This is a genomic window from Bacteroides sp. 1_1_14 (genome assembly GCF_000162515.1).
Taxonomy (GTDB): Bacteria; Bacteroidota; Bacteroidia; order Bacteroidales; family Bacteroidaceae; genus Bacteroides; species Bacteroides thetaiotaomicron.
Window position 1 is genome coordinate 346298 of record NZ_GG774705.1, and the last position, 21012, is coordinate 367309.

Below are 21012 nucleotides of genomic sequence, written 5' to 3' on the forward strand. Positions count from 1 at the left end.
AATAAGTCCGTTGCCGGAGAAGACAAAGAGTGAATATGAAAAGTGCTGATAATAAAGAGTCATTCCGCTTTTTGTACTTTATACAATTACTCGTTGCCGGAACGGGTAAAATACATATTGTAATTCAGAAGATAACACTAAGTATTCATATTGTAGATTGTATGATATGTATATATATGAAAAACAATGTTTTATAGCATGTTGTTTGTTCTTGTTTGAATCATAAAGCGCCTCTATATTTGCACCGTATTAAAGAAAAGGATATGCAAAGTATACAGAAAAAAGCACCCTTGGCAAACAATCACATATCAGTAGACTGTGTAGTGATTGGTTTTGACGGAGAACAACTCAAAGTGTTACTTGTAAAACGTGCGGGCGAAGATAATGGTGAAGTGTATCACGATATGAAACTTCCCGGTAGCCTTATCTATATGGATGAAGATTTGGATGAAGCAGCACAACGTGTACTGTATGAATTGACGGGGCTCAGAAATGTAAACCTGATGCAATTCAAGGCATTCGGCTCTAAAAACAGAACCAGTAATCCAAAGGATGTACGTTGGCTGGAACGGGCTATGCAGTCAAAAGTTGAACGTATCGTGACAATTGCTTATCTGTCGATGGTGAAAATAGATCGGGCACTGGACAAGAATCTGGATGATCATCAGGCCTGTTGGATTGCCTTGAAAGATGTGATGACGTTGGCTTTCGACCATAATCTGATTATTAAAGAGGCAATGACCTATATCCGTCAGTTTGTGGAGTTCAATCCTTCCATGCTGTTTGAGTTGCTTCCACGTAAATTTACCGCTGCTCAGTTGAGGACTCTTTTTGAGTTGGTATATGACAAGCCTGTGGATGTACGCAATTTCCATAAGAAAATAGCGATGATGGAATATGTAGTTCCTTTGGAAGAAAACAGCAGGGGGTAGCTCATCGTGCAGCACGTTATTATAAATTTGATAAGAAGATATATAATAAGGTGAGACGGTAGTAGGTAATAAGTAATAAGTGAACAGGCTGTCTGTTCAAATATATAATTCAAAATTTTAAAAATCATCATGTTTCTATTAGGTTATGATATAGGTAGCTCGTCCGTTAAAGCAAGTCTGGTCAATGCTGAAACAGGTAAATGTGTATCGTCAGCGTTTTTTCCGAAAACAGAAGCGAAAATAATCGCAGTTAATCCCGGATGGGCAGAACAAGATCCTGAGAGTTGGTGGGAAAATCTGAAGTTGTCCACGCAAGTTATTATGGCGGAGTCAGGAGTGAGTGCTGCTGAGATTAAAGCTATCGGTATTTCCTATCAAATGCACGGACTGGTATGTGTAGATAAGAATCAGCAAGTATTACGTCCTGCTATTATCTGGTGTGATTCTCGTGCGGTACCTTTTGGGCAGCAAGCATTTGAAACAATCGGAGAGGAGAGATGCCTTTCTCATTTGCTGAACTCGCCCGGTAACTTTACAGCGTCTAAACTGGCTTGGATCAAACAAAATGAACCGGCTGTCTATGAGCAGATATATAAGATCATGCTTCCAGGGGATTATATTGCCATGAAGTTAAGCGGAGATATCTGCACAACTGTTTCCGGTCTTTCGGAAGGAATGTTCTGGGACTTCAAAAATAATCGTATAGCCGATTTCCTGATGGATTACTATGGCTTCGACTCTTCACTTATTGCGGATATCAAACCGACTTTTGCAGAACAAGGGCATGTGAATGCAGTTGCTGCGAAAGAACTGGGATTGAAGGAAGGAACACCGATTACTTACCGTGCCGGTGACCAGCCAAACAATGCGCTTTCTTTGAATGTGTTTAATCCGGGGGAGATCGCTTCTACGGCAGGAACATCGGGAGTTGTCTATGGTGTGAATGGTGAAGTGAATTATGATCCTCAATCCCGTGTCAACACCTTTGCGCACGTGAATCATACGGCGGAACAGACGCGTCTGGGAGTGTTACTTTGCATCAACGGAACAGGGATTCTCAATTCATGGGTAAAAAGAAATATAGCTCCCGAAGGTATCTCGTACAATGAAATGAATGTGTTGGCTTCCAAGGCGCCGATCGGGAGCGCAGGTATCAGCATCCTGCCTTTTGGTAATGGTGCGGAACGTATGCTGAATAATAAGGAGATAGGTTGCAGCATTCGGGGGATAGACTTCAATGCACATGACAAACATCATATTATTCGTGCTGCACAGGAAGGAATTGTATTTTCTTTTAAATACGGTATTGACATCATGGAACAAATGGGAATTCCGGTCAAAAAGATTCATGCCGGACATGCAAATATGTTCCTTAGCTCCATCTTCCGTGATACATTGGCAGGAGTGACCGGAGCTACTATCGAACTTTATGATACGGACGGCTCTGTAGGAGCAGCGAAGGGCGCGGGTATCGGTGCAGGCATTTATAAAGATCATAATGAGGCATTTGCAACTCTTGATAAACTGGATGTTATCGAACCGAATATAGCTAAACGTCAGGAATACGCTGACGCATACGCCAGATGGAAATATAATATAAATAACGATATAATAACTTTTTAAATAACAAGAATTATGGCAACAAAAGAATTTTTTCCGGGAATTGAAAAGATTAAATTTGAAGGTAAAGATAGTAAGAACCCGATGGCATTCCGTTATTACGATGCAGAGAAGGTGATTAATGGTAAAAAGATGAAGGATTGGCTGAGATTCGCAATGGCATGGTGGCACACATTGTGCGCTGAAGGTGGTGACCAATTCGGTGGCGGAACAAAGCAATTCCCATGGAATAGTAATGCAGATGCTATACAGGCGGCAAAAGATAAGATGGATGCAGGATTTGAATTCATGCAGAAGATGGGTATCGAATACTATTGCTTCCATGATGTAGACTTGGTTTCGGAAGGTACCAGCGTAGAAGAGTACGAAGCTAACCTGAAAGAAATCGTAGCTTATGCAAAACAGAAACAGGCAGAAACCGGTATCAAACTACTGTGGGGTACTGCTAATGTATTCGGTCATGCCCGTTATATGAATGGTGCAGCTACCAATCCTGACTTCGATGTAGTAGCTCGTGCTGCTGTTCAGATTAAGAATGCGATTGATGCAACGATTGAGCTTGGCGGAGAGAATTATGTATTCTGGGGTGGTCGTGAAGGCTATATGTCTCTTCTGAACACAGATCAGAAACGTGAAAAAGAACACCTTGCACAGATGTTGACGATTGCTCGTGACTATGCCCGTGCCCGTGGTTTCAAAGGTACTTTCCTGATCGAACCGAAACCGATGGAACCGACTAAACATCAATATGACGTAGATACGGAAACTGTAATCGGCTTCCTCAAAGCTCATGGTCTGGATAAGGATTTCAAAGTAAATATCGAAGTGAATCATGCAACTTTGGCGGGTCACACTTTCGAACACGAATTGGCTGTTGCTGTGGACAATGGTATGTTGGGCTCAATTGACGCCAATCGTGGTGACTATCAGAATGGCTGGGATACAGACCAATTCCCGATCGACAATTATGAACTGACTCAGGCTATGATGCAGATTATCCGTAATGGTGGTCTCGGTACCGGTGGTACGAACTTTGATGCTAAAACCCGTCGTAATTCTACTGATCTGGAAGATATCTTTATCGCTCACATTGCAGGTATGGACGCTATGGCCCGTGCACTCGAAAGTGCAGCGGCTCTGCTTAACGAATCTCCCTATAAGAAGATGCTGGCTGACCGTTATGCTTCATTCGATGGCGGCAAAGGTAAAGAATTTGAAGACGGCAAGCTGACTCTGGAGGATGTGGTTGCTTATGCAAAAACAAAAGGCGAACCGAAACAGACTAGCGGCAAGCAAGAACTTTATGAGGCAATTCTGAATATGTATTGCTAATTAATATTTAAAACAGGCGGTAAAGCAGCGGTAGTGCTGCTGCTTTATCGCCTGACTTTTTCTAATCCAACTACTACACTACTTTATCCACTTTTTAAAACTATGAATAATACAACGAACGAAGGAAGTAAACTCTACTTGTATTCGATTACTTCTGTTGCTATTTTGGGCGGTTTGCTCTTCGGTTATGATACGGCGGTTATATCCGGCGCGGAAAAAGGGCTCGAAGCCTTCTTTCTGTCCGCTTCCGATTTTCAGTATAATAAAGTAATGCATGGCATTACTTCTTCCAGTGCATTAATTGGCTGTGTACTTGGCGGTGCTCTGTCCGGTATCTTTGCTTCGCGTTTGGGACGTCGTAACTCATTGCGGCTTGCTGCTGTGTTATTTTTCCTCTCGGCACTCGGCTCTTATTATCCGGAAGTTCTTTTCTTCGAATACGGAAAACCGAATATGGATTTGTTGATAGCATTCAATCTGTATCGTGTTCTGGGAGGTATCGGAGTAGGACTGGCTTCAGCGGTATGTCCGATGTATATTGCTGAAATTGCTCCCTCCAATATTCGTGGAACCCTTGTTTCGTGCAACCAGTTTGCCATTATCTTTGGTATGTTGGTTGTGTACTTTGTGAATTATCTGATTATGGGTGACCATCAGAATCCGATTATTCTGAAAGATGCCGCTGGTGTACTGTCAGTAAGTGCTGAGTCCGATATGTGGACAGTTCAGGAAGGGTGGCGTTATATGTTTGGTTCGGAAGCTTTCCCGGCTGCTTTGTTTGGTATGCTTTTGTTCTTTGTACCTAAGACTCCCCGTTATCTAGTTCTTGTACAGCAGGAAGAAAAGGCTTATTCTATTTTAGAGAAAATCAATGGTAAGAATAAAGCTAAGGAAATTCTTAATGATATTAAGGCTACTGCACAGGAAAAAACAGAAAAACTCTTTACTTATGGAGTAACAGTGATTGTGATCGGTATCCTACTGTCCGTATTCCAGCAGGCGATCGGTATTAATGCAGTACTTTACTATGCTCCGCGTATTTTCGAAAATGCAGGTGCCGAAGGTGGTGGTATGATGCAGACAGTGATTATGGGTATTGTAAACATTATCTTTACGCTGGTTGCTATCTTTACGGTAGACCGCTTTGGTCGTAAACCATTGCTGATTATCGGATCTATTGGTATGGCTGTAGGAGCATTTGCAGTGGCAATGTGTGATAGCATGGCAATCAAAGGTGTCCTTCCGGTACTTTCCATCATCGTATACGCTGCTTTCTTCATGATGTCATGGGGACCGATTTGCTGGGTATTGATTTCAGAAATTTTCCCGAATACTATTCGTGGTAAAGCAGTTGCTATTGCAGTGGCTTTCCAATGGATATTCAACTACATCGTATCTTCTACTTTCCCGGCATTGTATGACTTCAGTCCGATGTTTGCGTATAGCTTATACGGAATAATCTGTGTCGCTGCCGCTATCTTTGTCTGGCGTTGGGTACCCGAGACTAAAGGGAAGACGCTGGAGGACATGAGTAAGCTTTGGAAGAAAAACAAATAAGATATATTAGGTTAGTGATTGTTTGATTAAGGAAGGTGGCCCTTTGAGATCAGTTTCTCAGAAAGGTCACCTTTTTTATGTGGAAAAAATAGTGTCACTATCCTATGCATATAGTGTCACTATGTGTATGATATAGTGACACCATCCTCACCGGATAGTGACACTATTTTAAAAGTGCCTTTTTCTTGTGATGAAAGTACAATGTACGAGGATTAGCTGTACCTTTGCACTGTCTTTTTATAAAACATGTATTGTTATGGAACAACATCCAATTAAAATTAATAAAGTACAGATACGTAATCTTCAAATTGAAGACTATGCACAGTTATCCCAATCGTTTACCCGTGTTTATTCTGATGGTAGCGATGTATTTTGGACTCATGCCCAGATAAAGAAATTAATAAGTATTTTTCCGGAGGGGCAGATTGTTACAGTTGTTGACGACAAGATCGTAGGTTGTGCTCTTTCTATTATCGTTGACTATGACAAGGTAAAGAACGACCATACGTATGCACAAGTTACGGGTAAGGAAACATTCAACACTCATAATCCGGAAGGAAACATCCTGTACGGTATTGAGGTGTTTATTCATCCGGGATACCGTGGTTTGCGTTTGGCTCGTCGTATGTATGAATATCGCAAGGAGCTCTGCGAAACATTGAATTTGAAAGCTATCATGTTCGGTGGTCGTATTCCGAATTATCATAAATATGCCGACAAGATGCGCCCGAAAGAATATATCGCACGGGTACGCCAGCGTGAAATTTATGATCCGGTTCTTACCTTCCAATTATCGAATGATTTCCATGTTCGTAAGGTAATGACCAATTATTTGCCGAATGATGAGGAATCCAAGCATTATGCCTGTTTGTTGCAGTGGGATAATATTTATTATCAGCCGCCTACACAGGAATATATCAACCCAAAGACGACTGTCCGTGTGGGACTGGTACAGTGGCAGATGCGTAGTTACAAGACATTGGACGACCTCTTCGAACAAGTGGAGTTTTTTGTAGATGCTGTATCAGATTATAAAAGTGATTTTGTTCTTTTTCCGGAATATTTCAACGCTCCTTTGATGTCGAAGTTTAATGATAAAGGAGAATCACAGGCTATTCGTGGATTGGCAAAGTATACCGATGAGATCAGAGACCGTTTTATAAATCTGGCAATCAGTTATAATATCAATATTATCACAGGAAGTATGCCGTATGTAAAGGAAGATGGTTTACTGTATAATGTAGGCTTCCTTTGCAGACGTGACGGAACTTATGAGATGTATGAAAAAATGCACGTTACTCCGGATGAAATCAAGAGTTGGGGATTGAGTGGTGGCAAACTGTTGCAAACTTTCGATACAGATTGTGCGAAGGTCGGAGTGCTGATTTGTTATGATGTGGAATTTCCGGAACTTTCCCGTTTGATGGCGGATCAGGGAATGCAAATCTTATTTGTACCTTTCCTGACTGATACACAGAATGCTTACTCCCGTGTTCGTGTCTGTGCCCAGGCACGTGCGATTGAAAATGAATGCTTTGTAGTCATAGCAGGCTGTGTAGGAAATCTTCCCCGTGTTCATAATATGGATATTCAATATGCACAGTCGGGAGTATTCACTCCATGTGATTTTGCTTTTCCGACTGATGGAAAACGGGCGGAAGCCACTCCGAATACGGAAATGATTCTGGTTTCGGATGTCGATCTGGATTTATTGAATGCACTCCATACTTACGGTAGTGTGCGCAATCTGAAGGATCGTAGAAATGATGTATATGAAGTGCGGCTGAAGAAGTAAAAGGAGACTGTTTGGTTGGTTTCAAACCAAGACCCCGTTGGTTTAAAACCAACGAGGCTTTCCTTTTAAACCAAGAGGGCTTTGGTTTAAAACCAATAAAAGGAATGTTTTTTAACCCTTTCCGGAAGTACCGCTTTCGAGGATGCTGACGATAGAAAACAGTGTGAAGCAAATAGCTCCCAATCCTACTAAAACCCGTGCCGGAATAAAATAATCAGTGTTTACGGTAGCAAGCTCGAATACAAAGGCAGCCAGAAATAGACATGTTAATGCTGTCAGTACCGGAATCATAGGGATTCGGTTAGCCAGCTTGAACTCCCGTCTCCATATCTTAGCGAGCAGAATCACCTTGCTGGAAATGCTGTAACATACCAGGCCAAGGCCAAGCATGATGTATCCGGTAGTGCCGTTTGCACTTCCAGAGTCGGCAAGGATGACGAATATGCCCCATACAAAGGAGATTGATCCCATGAGTAAAACCAGTTTCGGCCATTTGTTACGTTCTCTTTCCGAATAGTCGTTCCGGACCTGACGGGCTATGGTTGCTACTAATGCAATCAGACTGGTACAAATACATGCGAGCCCTACCATCACATGCCCTGCTACAAAATAAGCAGGATGGGAATGACTGTTGCTTAACAGGACGAACGCCCATATCCATGCGATACAGGAAATAACGATTGCGAGAAAGATCATTGCCCGTCTTTGGGCAATAGAGAACGCTCCTTCCGGCACTTCATTTCCGGTAGCTTTGGCATTGGCCGGAATCAAAGAAAATCGGGTGGAAGAGGTAGCGGCGGTGGCTACACAGGCTGTGATAAATCCTACACCGGTTATGACATGTCCTGCGACGAAGGCTGAAGTAGTGGTAGCACTATTGAAAATGCATATACCTCCGATAATTGTTATGATAGCTGCCAGATAGCCCACAACAGGTAAAACGTATTTTGTCGCTTCATTATAGGTATGTATGATTTGCCGTATTATTGTGGCTGCCGTACAGAACAGCGCAATGCATATCATACCTAGTGAAAATACAACAGGACCTGCCACCAGACGGTTTCCCGCATCACCATAACCGTAAATGAATGCTCCGTATCCGAAGCAAAAGACCGCCATCGCCAAAGGGATTGCTCTGAATAAAATACTAATACCGTAATTCATAACTTAAGTGCTTTTTATTTTCCCACTAAAACAAGGAGATATCGGTTTTGTTTAATGTAACATCCATTTATAAACGATAACTTCACATGATTCCAATTAAAAGTCCTTGCTTTTTGCTCAACTAAACAAATGTTTTTGTAAATTTGCACCCTTAAAAATGGGGATACCCCTCAAATTGTAAATAGTAAAATCGTAGATATAGCTATGGGTAAGAGATTTACTGAATATTCGCAGTTTGACCTTTCACAGGTGAACAAAGATGTGTTGAAGAAGTGGGACGAAAACCAGGTTTTCGCCAAGAGTATGACAGAACGTGATGGCTGCCCTTCGTTTGTGTTTTTCGAAGGACCTCCCTCGGCTAATGGTATGCCGGGTATTCACCATGTAATGGCTCGTACCATTAAGGACATTTTCTGTCGTTACAAAACAATGAAAGGTTACCAGGTAAAGCGTAAAGCCGGATGGGATACCCACGGACTGCCTGTGGAACTAAGTGTAGAAAAAGCATTAGGTATCACAAAAGAGGATATTGGTAAGAAAATCTCTGTAGCAGATTATAACGCTGCTTGCCGTAAGGACGTGATGAAATATACCAAGGAATGGGAAGACCTGACTCATCAGATGGGATATTGGGTGGATATGAAGCATCCTTATATCACGTATGACAATCGTTATATCGAAACATTGTGGTGGCTGCTGAAGCAACTACATAAGAAAGGCTTGCTGTATAAAGGATACACAATCCAACCATATTCTCCTGCTGCCGGAACAGGACTGAGTTCTCATGAGCTGAACCAACCGGGCTGTTATCGTGACGTAAAGGATACGACAGCTGTTGCCCAGTTTAAGATGAAGAATCCGAAACCGGAAATGGCAGAGTGGGGAACTCCTTACTTTATTGCTTGGACAACAACTCCCTGGACATTGCCTTCAAACACAGCGCTTTGTGTAGGACCAAAGATTGATTATGTTGCAGTTCAGACATATAATGCTTATACAGGAGAACCTATAACAGTTGTTCTGGCTAAGGCTTTATTAAATACTCATTTCAATCCGAAAGCTGCTGATCTGAAACTGGAAGATTATAAGGCAGGAGATAAGCTCGTACCGTTCAAAGTAATTGCCGAATACAAAGGTGCTGACCTTATTGGTATGGAATATGAGCAACTGATTCCTTGGGTGAAACCGGTTGAAGTATCGGAAGACGGTAGCTGGAAAGTAAGTGATAAAGGCTTCCGTGTAATCCCGGGTGATTATGTAACGACAGAAGACGGTACAGGTATCGTTCACATTGCACCGACGTTTGGTGCGGATGATGCGAACGTGGCTCGTGCGGCAGGTATACCATCACTTTTCATGATTAGCAAGAAGGGCGAAACCCGTCCGATGGTAGACCTTACCGGTAAGTTCTATGTACTGGACGAACTGGATGAAAACTTCGTGAAAGAATGTGTGGATGTAAATAAATACAAAGAATATCAGGGTGCATGGGTAAAGAATGCCTATGATCCGCAGTTTATGGTAGACGGCAAATATGACGAGAAAGCAGCACAGGCTGCCGAATCTTTGGACGTCGCTCTTTGTATGATGATGAAAGCAAACAATCAGGCTTTCAAAATCGAAAAGCATGTACACAACTACCCTCATTGCTGGCGTACAGACAAGCCGGTACTTTATTATCCGTTGGATAGCTGGTTTATCCGATCTACAGCCTGCAAGGAACGTATGATGGAGCTGAACAAGACGATCAACTGGAAACCGGAGTCTACCGGAACGGGTCGTTTCGGCAAATGGCTGGAAAATCTGAATGACTGGAACTTAAGCCGTTCCCGTTATTGGGGTACTCCACTGCCTATCTGGCGTACAGAAGATGGAACGAGCGAAATATGTATCGAATCCGTAGAAGAACTTTATAATGAAATCGAAAAATCGGTAGCTGCCGGATTTATGAAATCCAATCCGTACAAGGATAAAGGTTTTGTACCTGGTGAATATACCGAAGAAAATTATGATAAGATAGATCTTCATCGTCCATATGTAGATGATGTCATTCTGGTATCGGAAGACGGCCAGCCGATGAAGCGCGAATCTGACCTGATTGATGTCTGGTTTGATTCCGGTGCTATGCCTTATGCGCAGATTCATTATCCATTCGAGAATAAAGATATTCTGGATAACCGTGAAGTATATCCGGCTGACTTTATCGCGGAAGGTGTGGATCAGACACGCGGATGGTTCTTTACACTGCATGCTATCGCTACTATGGTATTTGATAGTGTGTCGTATAAAGCCGTGATCTCTAATGGACTGGTGCTTGACAAGAACGGTAATAAGATGTCCAAGCGTCTTAACAATGCTGTCGATCCGTTTACTACGATTGAGAAGTATGGTTCTGATCCGTTGCGTTGGTACATGATTACTAACTCATCTCCATGGGATAATTTGAAATTCGACGTTGAAGGAATCGAAGAAGTTCGCCGTAAGTTCTTCGGTACCTTATATAATACATATTCGTTCTTTGCGCTGTATGCCAATGTAGACGGATTTGAATATAAAGAAGCAGATGTTCCGATGGCAGAACGTCCGGAAATAGACCGTTGGATTTTGTCAGTATTGAACACCTTAATCAAGGAAGTAGATACTTGCTATAATGAATATGAACCGACTAAGGCAGGACGTTTGATCTCCGACTTTGTCAATGACAATCTGTCCAACTGGTATGTTCGTCTGAACCGTAAACGTTTCTGGGGTGGTGAATTTACTCAGGATAAACTGTCTGCTTATCAGACATTGTATACCTGCCTTGAGACAGTTGCGAAACTGATGGCGCCTATTTCTCCGTTCTATGCGGATCGTCTGTACATAGACTTGATCACTGCTACAGGACGTGATAATGTGGTTTCTATCCATTTGGCTGAATTCCCGAAGTATCAGGAAGAAATGATAGACAAGGAACTGGAAGCCCGTATGCAAATGGCACAGGACGTAACTTCAATGGTATTGGCATTACGTCGTAAAGTGAACATCAAAGTTCGCCAGCCGCTTCAGTGTATCATGATTCCGGTAGTGGATGAAGAGCAGAAAGCGCACATCGAAGCTGTGAAAGCATTGATCATGAACGAGGTGAATGTGAAGGATATCAAGTTTGTGGATGGTGATGCCGGCGTATTGGTGAAGAAGGTGAAATGTGACTTTAAGAAGTTAGGCCCGAAATTCGGCAAACAGATGAAGGCTGTGGCTGCTGCTGTAGCGGAAATGTCTCAGGAAGCGATAGCCGAACTTGAAAAGAACGGAAAGTATGCGTTGAATCTGGATGGAGCGGAAGCTGTGATCGAAGCGGCAGATGTTGAGATCTTCAGCGAAGATATCCCTGGATGGCTGGTTGCCAACGAAGGTAAACTGACTGTAGCTCTTGAAGTTACTGTTACCGAAGAACTGCGTCGTGAAGGTATTGCCCGTGAATTGGTGAATCGTATTCAGAATATACGTAAGTCCAGTGGCTTCGAGATTACGGACAAAATAAAGATCACAATCTCCAAAAATACGCAAACAGATGATGCGGTGAAAGAAAATAAAGATTATATTTGTAACCAAGTTTTAGGAACATCTCTTGATTTGGCAGATGAAGTGAAAGACGGCACAGAACTTAATTTTGACGATTTCTCATTGTTTGTCAATGTGATAAAAGACTAATACTAATATTGATTAACCTTTTAAACTAGTAAAGTTATGGCAGAAAAGACTAGATATTCGGATGCGGAACTCGAGGAATTCCGTGCCATTATTATGGAGAAGTTGGAGTTGGCTCAACGTGATTATGATCAGTTGAAGATGAGCTTGATGGGATTGGATGGTAATGATACCGACGATACATCTCCTACTTATAAAGTGTTGGAAGAAGGAGCTAATACGCTTTCAAAGGAAGAAACGACACGTCTGGCACAGCGCCAGTTGAAGTTTATCCAAGGATTGCAGGCTGCTTTGGTACGTATTGAGAATAAAACGTATGGCATTTGCCGTGAGACTGGAAAGTTGATTCCGGCAGAACGCTTGCGTGCTGTTCCTCATGCTACACTCAGCATCGAGGCTAAGAACAGTGGTAAAAAATAATAGATAGCTACAAGCTACGGATGACGAGCTACAAGTAGCTGCGCAATGTTTACGCACGGCAACTTGTAGCTCGTTATGTTTAATTTATGATGAACAAATGAAGAAACTATTCACGAAGGGTAGAATTGCCCTGCTTGTTATCTTTTCCGTACTGATTATTGACCAGATCATTAAAATCTGGATTAAGACTCACATGTATTGGCATGAAAGCATACGTGTGACGGACTGGTTTTATATCTATTTCACCGAAAACAACGGTATGGCTTTCGGTATGGAAATATTTGGAAAGTTGTTTCTGACCACTTTTCGTATTGTAGCAGTAGGGCTGATAGGCTACTATCTCTATAAGATTATAAAAAAAGGCTTCAAGACCGGATATATCGTCTGTGTGGCCCTCATCCTGACTGGAGCTTTGGGGAATATTATAGACAGTGTATTCTATGGCGTCTTTTTCAATGAAAGTACTCATTCACAGATTGCCAGCTTCATGCCCGAAGGCGGTGGATATTCTACCTGGTTCTATGGCAAAGTAGTGGATATGTTCTATTTCCCGATTATCGATACAAACTGGCCCACATGGATGCCTTTCGTAGGTGGAGAACATTTTATATTCTTCAGCCCGATCTTTAACTTTGCAGATGCTGCTATCAGTTGTGGTATCATTGCTTTGCTACTTTTCTATAGCAAGTACTTGAATGAATCTTACCATTCACTGGATAAAAATAAAAAGGAAAGCTTAGGTCATGAAGAGTAGGTTTCGGTTTCATCTGTGTTGTGTTTGCATGTTGGCGCTTGCGATAGCAGGCTGTAAAGTCAAAAGACCTGACGATGTAATCTCAGAATCGAAGATGGAGAATTTGCTGTATGATTATCATCTGGCAAAGTCTATGGGAGATAATCTGCCTTATAGTGAAAATTATAAGAAAGCTTTGTATCTCGATGCCGTTTTCAAGAAATATGGTACGACAGAAGCCACATTCGATTCGTCTTTGGTGTGGTACACACGCAACACGGAGGTATTATCGAAAATTTATGAAAAGGTGAGCAAACGCCTGAAAGCTCAGCAGAATGAAATTAATCATCTGATAGCTTTGCGTGACAATAAACCGAAGATGTCGGAACCGGGTGATAGTATTGATGTCTGGCCCTGGAAACGTCTGATACGTCTGACGGGTGAGATGATGAATGACCAGTATGCCTTTGTATTACCTGCCGATACTAATTATAAAGATCGTGATACATTAGTTTGGGAAGTACGTTATCGTTTCCTCGAACCAATGCTAGCCGATTCTTTGAGAGCTGTTACGATGGCCATGCAGGTTATATATGAAAAGGATACATTAAATCGCCTGGAAACAATCACTGATCCGGGTGTGTACCAGTTACGTTTGTCTGCAGATACATTGGGTGTGATGAAGGAAATAAAAGGTTTTATCTATTACCCGGGAGTACGGGGAGAGAAAGCCGGCGCATTACTGGCTGATCGTTTTTCTTTAACCCGTTATCATTGTTCAGACTCGCTTTCTGTAGCCGAACGTGATTCGATTAATCAGTTGGAAGCTCTGAAGACAGATTCTTTAAAGAAAGTATCTGATCAAAAGGATACTAAGATTTCGAAAGACTCTTTGCAAAAAGTTGATGAACTGAAGGATAATCAACGTATATCACCGGAAGAAATGAACCGCCGTCGTACGGTGACTCCTGAAAAGAAGCCGGAACAGATTGAAGTAGAGCAACATATCCAGCAGGAGAAGATTGAGCAAAGAAAGGAACGGCAATTGAATCAGCGTAGAAATCAGCAAAGACGTCAGTCATCTTCCCGTTAATATTATGAAACGCTTTGCCGCTCATTATTTGCTTCTGCCTGATGTTGGCTTTATCAGACAACAAGTAGTAGAGATTGCTGATGAAGGATATGTACGGGATGTTTTTCCGTTGACGGAAGAAATAGAGTCTGTTGAATGGATGCCCGGGCTGATAGCATTACTTCCCGAGAATAAAATAAAAAACACTGAGATGTTCAGCAAAAACATCTCAGTGTTTCAATTTAATCTTCCAATAGTTTCGGGACAAACTTTCCCATGTTTTAAAGAGGCTCTTACAGCGTCTGCAAAGAGGGGAGAAGTACTGTTTCCTTATTTATTTTATCCTTTTGATTTTACTTCCATGCAGCCTGTCGCCGGAACTCGGCACAGATTACTGCGGTAGCAATAGCTACGTTGAGAGATTCCGAGGTTTCTTTTCCTTGTGGATAATTGGGGATATAAAGTTTCCGATTGATGAGTGCTTCCACTTCTTTTCCTATTCCGTTACCTTCATTTCCCATTACGATCAGTCCGTTGGTGGATAATGGTTGTTCGTACATGTTTTCTCCATCCAAAAATGTTCCGAATACAGGAGCATCACCGAGTGAATGAATAAATTCGGGAAGAGAGGTGTAATGAACCTTAACACGGGCGATTCCTCCCATAGTGGCTTGTATGGTCTTGGGATTGTATACGTCTACCGTGTTCTGAGAGCAGATAATATGTTCGATACCAAACCAGTCCGCCAGCCGGATAATCGTACCCAGGTTCCCCGGGTCCTGAATATCATCCAGTGCCAGGCAAAGAGACTGGCGTGCGAAATCCGGACTTAACGTATATTGCGGTTGCTCGAAAACAGCAAGTACTTGCTGTGGTGTTTTCAGCAGGCTGGCACGTGATAGTTCTTCTTGAGAGACTTCTGCAATTTCATTTGCTTGAATGTCGGGATGCGCTTGTAACCATGAAGAAGTTGCAGCCAGAAAACGGCAAGGGAAATGTCCTAGTAAATCACCTGTTAATTTAGGACCTTCGGCTAGGAATACCTGTTCCTCTTTACGGGTTTTCTTTAGTTCCAGTGAATGGATATACTTTATTTTATTTTTGCTTAGCATTATTCTTTTACTTCTTTATTTACCGCAAAGCTATAAATATATTTTTAATAAATCGGCTGTTGAACAAGTTTTTTGAAAATAATTCTTTCTCATATTAACAATATTTGTATGAATAAAAAATTGATTATCTACTTAATTTTAGTAGATTTGCTTAAAATTAGTAGTTTGATATTCAGTATAAAAGATGACAATATGGAAAGATTGACACAACAAGAGGAAGAAGTGATGATTTACTTTTGGAAAATGGGGCCTAGTTTTATCCGGGAGATTGTGAATGAAATGCCGGAACCAAAACCTCCATATACAAGTGTTGCCTCTGTAGTCCGTAATCTGGAGAAAAAGAAATTCTTGTCTCCTTTCAAGTTAGGGAATTCTATTCAGTATCATGTGCTGGTGAAAGAAAGCGACTATAAGCGTAGCTTTATGAATGGAGTAGTAAGTAACTATTTTACAGGTTCGTACAAAGAAATGGTTTCCTTTTTTGTCCGCGATCGTAAAATCAGCAAGAAAGAACTCGAGGATTTAATCAATATTATTGAGGATGAAGAATCATAAACCAAGATAGGCATGGAATCTTTTGCAATCTATTTGATTAAAGTAAATATAGCTTTGATTGTATTATATGCATTCTATAAGCTCTCTTTCAGCAAGGATACATTTTTCAGGCTGAGACGGATCATGTTACTGCTGATATGTGTGACTTCGCTGATTTATCCATTGATTGATTTTTCAGGCTGGACGGACGAGTATGCAATAGGAGAAACGTTTACTACCGTTTACAATAAACTGTTACCGGAAGTGCTGGTTACTACGGCTTTACCCGTTGCTACAACAGAAGTTGAAGTGACAACCTGGCAGACCGGTATCTGGGTCTGGATTATTTATGGATTGGGAATAGGTATGTTGTTACTGCGTAATCTTTTGGAAGTTAGTAAAATACATCGCTCTTTAGCCTGCTCTCGGCGCTATTCTCTGAAAGGTGTACCTGTTTATCAGTTGGAAGATGTAGGGGAGCCCTGTTCCTTTTTTCATTGGATATTCATAAATCCGATACAATATTCGGATAAGGAAATTGATGAGATATTGATACATGAACAAACTCATGTCCGTGAGTTGCATTCATTGGATATAATACTGGTTCAACTGGTTATATTATTATGTTGGTTTAATCCGTTCTCCTGGTTGATACGCAGTGAAATACGTATGAATCATGAGTATCTGGCGGACAAGCAAGTAGTGACGTCCGGCTATGACAAGAAATCGTATCAATATCATTTGTTGGGAATTAAACATACCTCATTGGCTGCAGCAAACTTCTATAACAACTTTAGTGTATTACCCTTAAAAAAACGAATTAAAATGCTAAACAGAAAAAGAACTCATAACATCATGGTAGGTAAGTATCTGATGTTTATACCAGTAGCCGCATTATTGCTGTTATTCAGTAATTGTGCTAATAAGAAAACAGATAAAGTCCAGTCTGATACAGAAAAAGCAGATACTGTAGTAGCTGCTGAGCCGGATAAGACAGCAGAGCCTCAGGTTGAGGTTGCAATCACTGAGACGAAGGGTGATTCTATTTATTCAGTAGTGGAAACGATGCCGGATTTCCCCGGGGGACAGAAAGAACTACTGAGCTTTTTGAGTCGCAATATCAAGTATCCGACAAAGGCGATAGAAAGTAAAATTCAAGGTCGTGTTATTGTACAGTTTGTAGTTAACAAAGATGGCAGTATTTCTAATGCGAAAATAGTACGTAGTGTTGATCCGGATTTGGATAAAGAAGCTCTTCGAGTCATAAATTCGATGCCCCAATGGAAGCCGGGAATGCAAAAAGGGGAGCCTGTATCTGTGAAGTTTACAGTTCCTATTGTATTTAGAAATCAACAAAATTAGGAATCTTATTCGCCACGATTTATAGAAATAATTGCAAGGATACATAGTCAGTAATATATAGGTATTAGCAAAGCATACTTTGCAAATTTCTATAATTCGTGGTGAAAAGAACTTTTGTCGCATTAATTATTGTTTTGATAATTTCCCCGAACGAAAAATATGCTCTATCTTTGTCCCTATATATTTGCTTCCGCTTTTATAGAGATACTGTATGAGGAAAGGATTTCTTTACTTATTTACTTTTGCCGTTATCATTCTGTCGCTCGCTTCGTGCACTGCCACTAAGTATGTGCCGGATGGCTCTTATCTGCTGGATGAAGTCAAGATTCATACAGATCAGAAAAATGTCCGTCCTTCTTCCTTACGAATGTATGTGCGACAGAACCCTAATGCCAAATGGTTCAGTTTAATCAAAACGCAGCTTTATGTTTACAACCTTTCAGGACGAGACTCTACTAAATGGGGAAATAAGTTCCTGAGAAGAATCGGGGATGCTCCTGTAATCTACAGTGAGACTGAAGCGCAGCGCTCGCAGGATGAAATTACAAAGGCAATGCGCAATATGGGCTATATGGCGGCCACAGTGAAGCGTTCGACTAAAATAAAGAAGAAAAAGATCAAGTTGTATTATGAGGTGACAGCCGGCGATCCTTATATTGTCAATTCATTAAAGTATGATATTCGTGATCCTAAGATTGCAGATTTTCTGAAGCAGGATTCCGCCAAAAGTCTGCTGAAAGAAGGGATGATATTTGATGTGAACGTGCTGGATGCCGAGCGTCAGCGAATTACTGACAAGTTGCTTCGGAATGGTTATTATAAGTTCAATAAGGATTATGTCGGCTATACGGCAGATACGGTTCGGGGTACTTATCAGGTAGACTTGACCTTGCATTTGCACGCCTACAGAGCGCATGTGAGTGATTCGGTGAAGGCACATCAACAATATTGGATAAATAAGATTAACTTTATTACGGATTATGATGTCCTGCAATCTTCTGCGCTGAACAGTATGGATATCAATGATTCTCTTCATTTTAAAGGGTACCCTATTTATTATAAAGATAAACTCTATTTACGCCCGAAGATGCTTACTGATAATCTTCGCTTTGCTCCGGGCAATTTGTATAACGAGCAGGATGTTCAGCAGACTTATTCCAATTTCGGGCGTCTGTCCGCCTTGAAGTATACCAATATCCGTTTTCTTGAAAATCAGGTAGGAGATACGGCGAAGCTTGACTGCTACGTGATGTTGACTAAGAGTAAGCACAAGTCGGTAGCTTTTGAGGTGGAAGGAACTAACTCGGCCGGTGATTTGGGAGCAGCAGCTTCCGTCTCTTTTCAAAACAGGAATCTGTTTCGTGGTTCGGAGACTTTTATGATCAAGTTTCGTGGTGCTTATGAAGTGATTTCCGGACTTCAGGCAGGCTATTCTAACAATAATTATACGGAGTATGGGGTGGAGACAAGTATCAACTTTCCTAATTTTTTGTTTCCTTTTCTCTCTTCGGACTATAAGCGTAAAATCAGAGCTACTACGGAATTCGGATTGCAGTATAATTATCAGATGCGTCCTGAATTTCTACGCACGATGGCATCGGCTTCATGGAGTTATAAGTGGACTCAGCGTCAGAAAATACAACATCGTATTGATCTGATTAATATTGGTTTTCTTTATTTGCCGAGAATATCGGAGAAATTTAAGAACGATTTTATCAATAAAGGTCAGAGTCATATTCTTCAGTATAATTATCAGGACCGTTTGATTATTAATATGGGATATAGCTATCACTATAACAGTATAGGTGGTGCCATCATCAATAATACGATTGCTTCCAATTCATATTCCATCCGTTTTAATTTCGAATCGGCGGGAAATATCATGTATGCTTTATCCAAGGCGACCAATATCCGTAAGAATAGTGATGGGGAATATGCTATTTTAGGAATTCCGTATGCGCAGTATGTGAAAGGGGAATTTGACTTTTCTAAGAATATAAGAATAGACCGTCGTAACTCATTTGCATTTCATATAGGTATGGGAATTGCTGTACCCTACGGGAATGCGAAGACTATTCCGTTTGAGAAACAATACTTTTCCGGTGGGGCCAACAGTGTTCGCGGGTGGACGGTACGTGACTTGGGGCCGGGTTCTTTTGTGGGAAATAAAAATACCAATTTACTGGATCAGTCCGGTGATATCAAGCTGGATGCCAGTATTGAATATCGAAGCAAATTATTCTGGAAGTTTCAGGGAGCCATTTTTGTAGATGCCGGTAATATATGGACCATTCGTGATTATGACAATCAGCCGGGAGGAGTCTTTAAATTCGATAAGTTCTATAAGCAAATAGCAGTAGCGTACGGATTAGGGCTTCGTCTGGATCTGGATTTCTTCATTCTTCGTTTTGACGGAGGTATGAAGGCGCTCAATCCTGTTTATGAAAAGGGGAAAGATCGTTATCCGATTATCCATCCTAAGTTCAGTCGTGATTTTGCTTTCCATTTTGCAGTAGGATATCCTTTCTGACCAATCATTGCCAATAAAAAAGGAGATGAAACTGATTCTACGGTTTCATCTCCTTTTTGTTTATTGTATATGCTTTTAACGAGCGGCAAACATCAGGTTGCTCATAGTAGCCTGACGGGCAGCCATCATACCTTGAGCGTCCAATGTAACGTTCATTTTTTCGCCGTTTGGTAAGAACAGATCAGCAGTGCCGTCGTTGTTCATCTTTAGCAACTCAGAGCTTTCGCCATTTGCAACTACATTCCAGGTATTAGCTTCTTTGTTGTAGATCAAATCCATAGAAGCTGTTTCGCCTTCCTTCGTGATTGAATAACCGTTTTCAAGCGTTTTAACCATATAGTTACCGTTTTCTCCTTTTACCTTCTTCACGTCGCCTACATTAGCCATCGGGTTGGAACCACTCCAGAATTCGATAGAGTTGATTACTAAAGCATCAGCAAGGTATGCTACGCCATAAACCGGAACAATGTTGAAAGCTAAAAATACGAGCTCATTTACAAATTTGTTTCCGACTCCTTGATTCCAGGAACTTAAACGGTTGAATAAGCCGAATGATCCAACACAAGAACTGAATAATAAGCTACCACTAAGTACAACCGCTACTAATGTCAGTTTGCTTCTTTTCATGTTTACTTTACTTTTTGATTAATAAAATATTGATAAATTCTCTTTTTAATAGATGCAAATATAACATTTTTAAATTAATCAAGGTTATTATTTCTTGTTTTTATATCATTTACGTTTGTTGTGTGCCAACTTGCTTCCAATGAAATAATCGATGGAAAATTTACCGGGTCCGGCAATGTACATTAATACAAATACTACTAAGTAGATGAATGCCAATTCTTTTACTGCAAATACGTCATTAGCATGGATGACAAAAAAGGCAACTATCATAGTAAAAATCATCGGGATCATTGCCAAGCGGTACAGAAAGCCGAAGATGAAGCCCATTGAACATACCAACTCACCAAAGATCGCTAAACCGAGGGATATGGAACTGCCCAGCCCTATCGGATCAGGAAAAGCCGTGGATAACTCCTGGAAATTACTCCATTTCTGTATACCGTGGTTCATTAATAATATTCCGAAAATGATGCGGACTGCCAATAAAAACAAGGATACTTTTGTTGTATTCGGCTTTGTGGGGAATAAAAAA

Annotated in this window: 16 protein-coding genes and 1 pseudogene; 13 read left to right on the forward strand and 4 right to left on the reverse strand. The window is 41.2% G+C overall.

The features are described 5' to 3' along the window. Positions 1 to 263 precede the first annotated feature (263 nt). From HMPREF9007_RS13545 to HMPREF9007_RS13525, 5 genes and pseudogenes are all read left to right on the forward strand, one after another. Positions 264 to 994: pseudogene (locus HMPREF9007_RS13545) on the forward strand (NUDIX domain-containing protein). Between the two features lie 67 nt (positions 995 to 1061). After that, positions 1062 to 2555, forward strand: a complete 1494-nt coding sequence (locus HMPREF9007_RS13540) for an FGGY-family carbohydrate kinase (RefSeq protein ID WP_008761490.1) — start codon at positions 1062 to 1064, stop codon at positions 2553 to 2555. 12 nt (positions 2556 to 2567) lie between these two features. Next, entirely contained in the window at positions 2568 to 3884 is a 1317-nt protein-coding gene (gene xylA / locus HMPREF9007_RS13535; RefSeq protein WP_008761491.1) for a xylose isomerase, read from the forward strand. Positions 3885 to 3986: 102 nt separating this feature from the next. Next, complete coding sequence (xylE, locus tag HMPREF9007_RS13530) at positions 3987 to 5441, forward strand: D-xylose transporter XylE (RefSeq protein WP_008761492.1); 1455 nt, start codon at positions 3987 to 3989, stop codon at positions 5439 to 5441. Positions 5442 to 5697: 256 nt separating this feature from the next. Continuing rightward, complete coding sequence (locus HMPREF9007_RS13525; protein WP_008761493.1) at positions 5698 to 7236, forward strand: carbon-nitrogen hydrolase family protein; 1539 nt, start codon at positions 5698 to 5700, stop codon at positions 7234 to 7236. A 111-nt stretch (positions 7237 to 7347) separates the two neighbouring features. Here HMPREF9007_RS13525 and HMPREF9007_RS13520 read toward each other — a convergent pair whose 3' ends face one another. Next, positions 7348 to 8400, reverse strand: a complete 1053-nt coding sequence (locus HMPREF9007_RS13520) for a DUF2776 domain-containing protein (protein WP_008761494.1) — start codon at positions 8398 to 8400, stop codon at positions 7348 to 7350. 204 nt (positions 8401 to 8604) lie between these two features. Here HMPREF9007_RS13520 and ileS point away from each other — a divergent pair, with 204 nt between their 5' ends. From ileS to HMPREF9007_RS13495, 5 genes are all read left to right on the forward strand, one after another. Further along, entirely contained in the window at positions 8605 to 12093 is a 3489-nt protein-coding gene (gene ileS, locus HMPREF9007_RS13515) for an isoleucine--tRNA ligase (RefSeq protein WP_008761495.1), read from the forward strand. Between the two features lie 36 nt (positions 12094 to 12129). Continuing rightward, entirely contained in the window at positions 12130 to 12510 is a 381-nt protein-coding gene (locus tag HMPREF9007_RS13510) for a TraR/DksA C4-type zinc finger protein (protein ID WP_005931903.1), read from the forward strand. Positions 12511 to 12607: 97 nt separating this feature from the next. After that, a complete protein-coding gene (locus HMPREF9007_RS13505; protein WP_008761496.1) occupies positions 12608 to 13264 on the forward strand; it encodes a lipoprotein signal peptidase in 657 nt (218 codons plus the stop codon). Next, complete coding sequence (locus HMPREF9007_RS13500; protein ID WP_008761497.1) at positions 13254 to 14336, forward strand: DUF4296 domain-containing protein; 1083 nt, start codon at positions 13254 to 13256, stop codon at positions 14334 to 14336. The genes HMPREF9007_RS13505 and HMPREF9007_RS13500 overlap by 11 nt, the downstream gene beginning before the upstream one ends. 4 nt (positions 14337 to 14340) lie before the next feature. Beyond that, positions 14341 to 14718 (forward strand): hypothetical protein, encoded by a 378-nt coding sequence (locus HMPREF9007_RS13495; protein ID WP_008761498.1) that lies wholly within the window; start codon positions 14341 to 14343, stop codon positions 14716 to 14718. Here HMPREF9007_RS13495 and HMPREF9007_RS13490 read toward each other — a convergent pair. After that, a complete protein-coding gene (locus tag HMPREF9007_RS13490) occupies positions 14669 to 15427 on the reverse strand; it encodes an RNA methyltransferase (RefSeq protein WP_008761499.1) in 759 nt (252 codons plus the stop codon). The genes HMPREF9007_RS13495 and HMPREF9007_RS13490 overlap by 50 nt on opposite strands. Positions 15428 to 15619: 192 nt before the next feature. On the opposite strand from HMPREF9007_RS13490, the gene HMPREF9007_RS13485 reads away from it, so the two are divergent. The 3 genes from HMPREF9007_RS13485 to HMPREF9007_RS13475 all read left to right on the forward strand — a co-directional run bounded on the left by HMPREF9007_RS13485 (position 15620) and on the right by HMPREF9007_RS13475 (position 19853). After that, positions 15620 to 15982 (forward strand): BlaI/MecI/CopY family transcriptional regulator, encoded by a 363-nt coding sequence (locus HMPREF9007_RS13485; RefSeq protein WP_008761500.1) that lies wholly within the window; start codon positions 15620 to 15622, stop codon positions 15980 to 15982. A 12-nt stretch (positions 15983 to 15994) separates the two neighbouring features. After that, positions 15995 to 17323, forward strand: a complete 1329-nt coding sequence (locus tag HMPREF9007_RS13480) for a M56 family metallopeptidase (RefSeq protein ID WP_008761501.1) — start codon at positions 15995 to 15997, stop codon at positions 17321 to 17323. 211 nt (positions 17324 to 17534) lie between these two features. Further along, positions 17535 to 19853, forward strand: a complete 2319-nt coding sequence (locus HMPREF9007_RS13475; RefSeq protein WP_008761502.1) for a BamA/TamA family outer membrane protein — start codon at positions 17535 to 17537, stop codon at positions 19851 to 19853. A gap of 75 nt (positions 19854 to 19928) precedes the next feature. Here HMPREF9007_RS13475 and HMPREF9007_RS13470 read toward each other — a convergent pair whose 3' ends face one another. Together HMPREF9007_RS13470 and HMPREF9007_RS13465 are read right to left on the reverse strand one after the other, a co-directional pair. Then, a complete protein-coding gene (locus tag HMPREF9007_RS13470) occupies positions 19929 to 20480 on the reverse strand; it encodes a DUF3332 domain-containing protein (protein WP_008761503.1) in 552 nt (183 codons plus the stop codon). Between the two features lie 105 nt (positions 20481 to 20585). Then, the coding region (locus HMPREF9007_RS13465; RefSeq protein WP_008761504.1) for a DoxX family protein at positions 20586 to 21012 on the reverse strand (427 nt) is incomplete at its 5' end.